Annotated in this window: 4 protein-coding genes and 2 pseudogenes; 4 read left to right on the top strand and 2 right to left on the bottom strand. The window is 70.5% G+C overall.

All coding sequences use genetic code 11. The features are described from left to right. The coding region (locus CCN42_RS34530; protein ID WP_422641238.1) for an aminoglycoside phosphotransferase family protein at positions 1-959 on the top strand (959 nt) is incomplete at its 5' end. Positions 960-1123: 164 nt separating this feature from the next. Here CCN42_RS34530 and CCN42_RS45090 read toward each other — a convergent pair. Continuing rightward, positions 1124-1340: pseudogene (locus CCN42_RS45090) on the bottom strand (DMT family transporter); the annotation flags it as partial. 143 nt (positions 1341-1483) lie between these two features. Between CCN42_RS45090 and CCN42_RS34520 the strand changes: the two are divergent. Beyond that, a complete protein-coding gene (locus CCN42_RS34520; protein WP_086741351.1) occupies positions 1484-2416 on the top strand; it encodes an aminoglycoside phosphotransferase family protein in 933 nt (310 codons plus the stop codon). A gap of 70 nt (positions 2417-2486) precedes the next feature. Then, positions 2487-2597 (top strand): annotated as a pseudogene (locus tag CCN42_RS45085) (SOS response-associated peptidase); the annotation flags it as partial. A gap of 202 nt (positions 2598-2799) precedes the next feature. On the opposite strand, the gene CCN42_RS34510 reads toward CCN42_RS45085, so the two are convergent. Further along, complete coding sequence (locus CCN42_RS34510; protein WP_479688094.1) at positions 2800-3474, bottom strand: lytic polysaccharide monooxygenase auxiliary activity family 9 protein; 675 nt, start codon at positions 3472-3474, stop codon at positions 2800-2802. Between the two features lie 354 nt (positions 3475-3828). On the opposite strand from CCN42_RS34510, the gene CCN42_RS34505 reads away from it, so the two are divergent. Then, on the top strand, positions 3829-4599 hold the full coding sequence (locus CCN42_RS34505) for a calcium-binding protein (protein WP_086741348.1): 771 nt from the start codon (positions 3829-3831) through the stop codon (positions 4597-4599). Positions 4600-4678 lie beyond the last annotated feature (79 nt).

Genomic DNA, 4678 nt, shown 5'->3' with positions numbered 1-4678 from the left:
TCCCTGCCCCTGCCCCTGCCCCCGCCATCAGCGCGGATCTCGCCGCACGACTGCTCACCGAGCAATTCCCGCAGTGGGCGCACCTGCCCCTCACCCTGCTCGATCCTGTCGGTTCAGATCACGTGATCTTCCGGCTCGGCGATGACAAGGCGGTGCGGCTGCCCAGGGGCGACTGGGCTGCCGGGCAGGCTGTGAAGGAGCACCGTTGGCTGCCCCTGCTGGCACCGGGACTGCCGCTGGCCGTTCCCGTACCGCTGGGGCTGGGGAAGCCGTCGCCGGAGCTGGGGTATCCGTGGCACTGGTCGGTGGCCCGGTGGCTGGAAGGCGAAGTCCCCAGGACCGACGCCACGGACTCCATCCACGCCACCGACGCGGCCGCGCCCTCCGTGGCCCCTGCGTCCTCTGCTCTCGCGCACCGGTTGGCGGACTTCCTGACCGCCCTCCACCGCCTCCCGCCCGCGGACACCCTCCTCCCGGGCCCGCACCCCGACCTCGTGGGCGAAGCCCTGCACGCGCGTGACGCCGACACCCGCGCCGCGATCGCCACCACCGCGGACGTCTTCGACGCCGCGACGCTGACGGCCGCATGGGACGCGGCCCTCGACGCTCCGCCCTGGTCCGGTCAACCTCGTTGGTTCCACGGCGACTTCCACACGGGCAACCTCCTCGCCGGCCCGGACGGCCGCCTCAGCGCCGTCATCGACTTCGGCGGTCTCGGCATGGGCGACCCCGCCCGCGACCTCACGATCGCGTACACCCTGCTGGGCCCGGCCGGCCGGGCGGCCTTCGGTACGGCACTCGCCACGGACGAAGCGACCTGGGCACGCGGCCTCGGATGGGCGCTCTCCACCGGCCTCAACGCGTATACGACGTACGCGGCGACCCATCCTCGTGTGGCCGCACAGACCACCCGCCAGATCACCCAGGCCCTGGCCGAGTACCGCCGTCCGGCCGGATAGACGACCGCCAGGGCCCCGGAGAAGGACGGCCGGTACGGGCACGGGGCAGGCGTGGCGGCACAGCAGGCCCGGTGGGGGCCGGCCCTGAAGTCGTTACGGAAGCCCTCGCCGTACTCGGGGTGTCTACAGGCGATGGAGCTCCGGACCTTCTCTGATAGGCCCAGGGGTTCTTTGGCGGTGCTCGTCCTGTCGGCGAGCTTGAGCCAGACGACGCCGATGACGAGGCCGAGCCACAGGGACTGGACGAGGGTGAGGCTCTCGTCGAAGAAGGCGGAGTCCAGGGCGACGCTCAGCACCCGCAACCGTCAGCAGGAAGAACACGACGGCGACCAGCGACCAGGTCAGGCGGGTGAAGCCGTGACTCCCGCCGACCGAGAGCGCGCAGGTGCCGGCGGCCGGCAGTCCGGCCGCCGGCACCTTTTCGTACGCGTGCCGCGGCCGGGCCGGAACGACCTCCGGTCGACGTCCGGCCGTGCGACGATCATGGCAGGAACCGAGATAGCCGGTGGGGGAACATGGGCAGGATGCACGCGGACGAAGCCGAGACCGACGCCGGCCTGGTCCGGCGCCTGCTGCGCGCCCAGTTTCCCCGGTGGGCGGACCTGCCGATCACTCGGCTCACCTCCGGAGGCACGGTCAACGCCATCTACCGGCTCGGCGACGATCTGACCGTCCGGCTGCCGCTGCGTCCCGGCGGCGCCGAGGCCGTAGCGACGGAGGCACGGCTGCTCCCGCGGCTGGCACCGCTGCTGCCGCTGCCGATCCCGGAGGTGGTGGCGACGGGCCTCCCGGGCGAGGGCTACCCCATGGCCTGGGCGGTGCACCGGTGGCTCGAGGGACACAACCCGGTGGAGGGTGAACTGGCCGAGCCCGAGCTCGTGGCCCGTGACCTCGCCGAGTTCGCGATCGCCATCCGCAGGATCGATCTCCCCGGCGGTCCGCCCGCGCACCGGAGCAAGCCCCTGGTCACCGAGGACGAGGAGATGCGGGCGGCGATCGAGGCACTGCGCCACACCGACGAACCCTTCGACGCCGACGAGATCACCGCGGCCTGGGAGGAGGCGCTCGCGGCACCACGGTGGACGGGCCCGGCCTGCTGGTCGCACTCCGATCTCATGCCGAGCAATCTGCTGCTCGCCGGCGACCGCGTCTCGGCGGTCATCGATTTCGGCACCGTGGGCATGGGGGAACCGGCGGCCGACCTCATCCCGGCGTGGAACGTGCTGCCGGCCTCGGCGCGGCGGGTGTACCGCGAGGCGGTGGACGTGGACGACGCGACCTGGGCCCGCAGCCGGGGCTGGGCGCTGTCCATGGCGGTGATCCAGCTGCCGTACTACCGGAAGACCAACCCGATCATTTCGGCCAACGCCCGATATGTCATCCGGGAGATTCTCGGGACCTCCGCACCGGGCGTGGAAGAGGCCAGCAGCCGCGCACCGGGAACACCGGGCCCGTGACAGGCCGACGGAGCCGGCTGCATCAGCAGCCGGCTCCGTCGGTGAGTGGCGGCCCGGTTAGGGCCCGGTGACCGGCAAGGCCCGCAAGCAGCCCTGCTTCATCCACCCCGAGGACAATCAGGTGATGGCGCTCGCCGGCCTGTACGAGTACTGGAGCGACCCAGCCGTCGCTCGGGACGACATGGCCGTTGAGTGCCGGAGTCGTACGACGAGACGGTGGGGAGCCGGCTGCCGCGCGATGGGTGTGTTCACACCAGGAGGGCAGAGGAGCACCGTCGGGGCAGGGTGCCGAATCGGTCCCCTGCCCCGACGGAGCTCGGTCGGCCGGGCGACGGGTTACCGGCGCCCGGCAGAGGCCGGTGCTGTGTGCGGCGCTCTCCGACTCAGCCGAAGTTCACGTCGCTGCACCACATGTAGGCCTGGTCGAGGTGCGAGGCCTGCCAGATCACGAACAGGATGTGGTGTCCGGTGTAGCCGGAGGTGTTGACGTTGAACCTGATGTCCTGCGCCGGGGCGAAGCGGCCAGTCTGCGTGATGAAGTCCAGGTTGCCCCAGCCCAGGGTCTGGGTCTTGGGGTTGAAGCCCTGCTTGCTCACGTAGACCTTGAAGTAGTCGGCGCCGTGGGACGCCTGGTCGTGCAGCTGGACCGTGAAGTTGTTGCTGACGTTGGTCGTCTTCCACGGCCCGGGCTTGTTCAAGCTGTCGTTCCTCGAGAGGTTGTTGCTGCAGAGCGTCCCGTCGGGGGTCCGCGCCTGGAACTGGCCACCGAGACCGTCGCGGAGGGCGCTCATCCAGTTCCACATGGTGTCGGGGTTGGCCTGGAACGCCTGATAGCACATGGGGTCTTCGGTCTGCATGGCCGGGCTTGTGTGGTTGCTGCCCCACGTCTTCCAGCACTGGTACGCGCGGGAGGCGGGGTTGACGATGGTGCCGTGAGCCTGGGCGGGGGTCGACCAGGCCAGTGCGCCGACGACCACGGCGAACACCATGACGAGCGCCTGGAGGGGCCGACGGAGCGACGACCGCGAACGCCCGGTTAACGAACTCTGCTTGCGCATGTGGGGGGACTCCTTCCAGTTTCCAGACTGTTATGGGAGCGCTCCCAACGGTACGTCTGCTGAGTGAAATGTCAATGAAACGAGCGGAGTTGATTACCGGGGGTGGGCGGCGAGCAGGGCATCTGCCGCGTTTGCTCACACGGCTGTTCCGGGTGGGGCTGCCCCGCGGTAAGCGGTCGGCATCGGCTGCGGCTCGGCCGTCGCCGGTTCCTCACTGATGACGGTTCCTGGCTTTCGCGGTCTTGCAGATCCGGACCAGCAGGGGAGACTGCCTTCACGACCGGGTCCGCCCGGTCCCCGGCAGCACCACGCCAAGCAGGCCGGTCCACCGTCACTCCACCGAGATGAGGTCTCATGAACCGAAACCGAGCCGCCGTCAGCGCGGTCGCCATGACTCTGTTAACCGCCGGTCTCGCCGTCGGCCCGGCAGCCGCCGCCACCGCCGCCGAGGCGAAGGCCCGCGTCGGAGCCGACTGGGCAACTCAGTCGATCGTCTTCACCGCCGCTGCCGGGCAGACCAACGACCTCAACATATTCTCCATGTACACCAGCGACGGGATCCGGCGGATCGGCTTGAGCGACGTGGTCCCGCTCGAACCGGGCAACCACTGTGCGTACTCCAGAGCCGAGGACACCACCTCCGTCGTCTGCGAACTGCCCGCCGACAGCCCCCGGCCCGACAGGATCGACGTCTTCCTCGGCGACGGCAACGACACCATCGCCGCCTTCACCCCCGGGATCGGCACCGTCAGCGGCGGTCCCGGCGACGACGAACTGCACGCCCACACCGCACGCACGGTGCGGGGCGACGCGGGGAACGACATGGTCATGGGACCCGCCGCCCTGCACGGCGGCGATGGCATGGACCACCTGATGGGTGACAGCGGCAACCAGCAGATGTGGGGCGGCCGGGGCGACGACATGATCGAGGGCTATGGCGGGGACGACACCGTGCACGCCGGCCCCGGCGACGACCACGCCATGGGCGGGGACGGCCGCGACATCGTCCTCGGTGGCCCCGGCAACGACACACTGGACGGCGAAGGCGGCGACGATCTCGTCTGCGGTGGCACCGGAAAGGACGCCCTCGAAGGCGGACCCGGCCGCAACATCGTCCTCCCGTAGGTACGCCTCCATGCCCCAAGGCCCTGGCCCGCGGCGCAAACAGTGTCGTGGGCGCCGAGCCCGCGGGCCGGCCTTGCGG

The sequence above is a fragment of the Streptomyces glaucescens genome, assembly GCF_002154375.1.
GTDB lineage: Bacteria > Actinomycetota > Actinomycetes > Streptomycetales > Streptomycetaceae > Streptomyces > Streptomyces glaucescens.
This window is presented reverse-complemented; position numbering and strand designations above follow the sequence as displayed.

Excerpts from the sequence above, each read along its gene's own strand:
- CCN42_RS34510 (WP_479688094.1), bottom strand. The coding sequence starts at position 3,474 with ATGCGCAAGCAGAGTTCGTTAACCGGGCGTTCGCGGTCGTCGCTCCGT.
- CCN42_RS34505 (WP_086741348.1), top strand. The coding sequence starts at position 3,829 with ATGAACCGAAACCGAGCCGCCGTCAGCGCGGTCGCCATGACTCTGTTA.
- CCN42_RS34520 (WP_086741351.1), top strand. The coding sequence starts at position 1,484 with ATGCACGCGGACGAAGCCGAGACCGACGCCGGCCTGGTCCGGCGCCTG.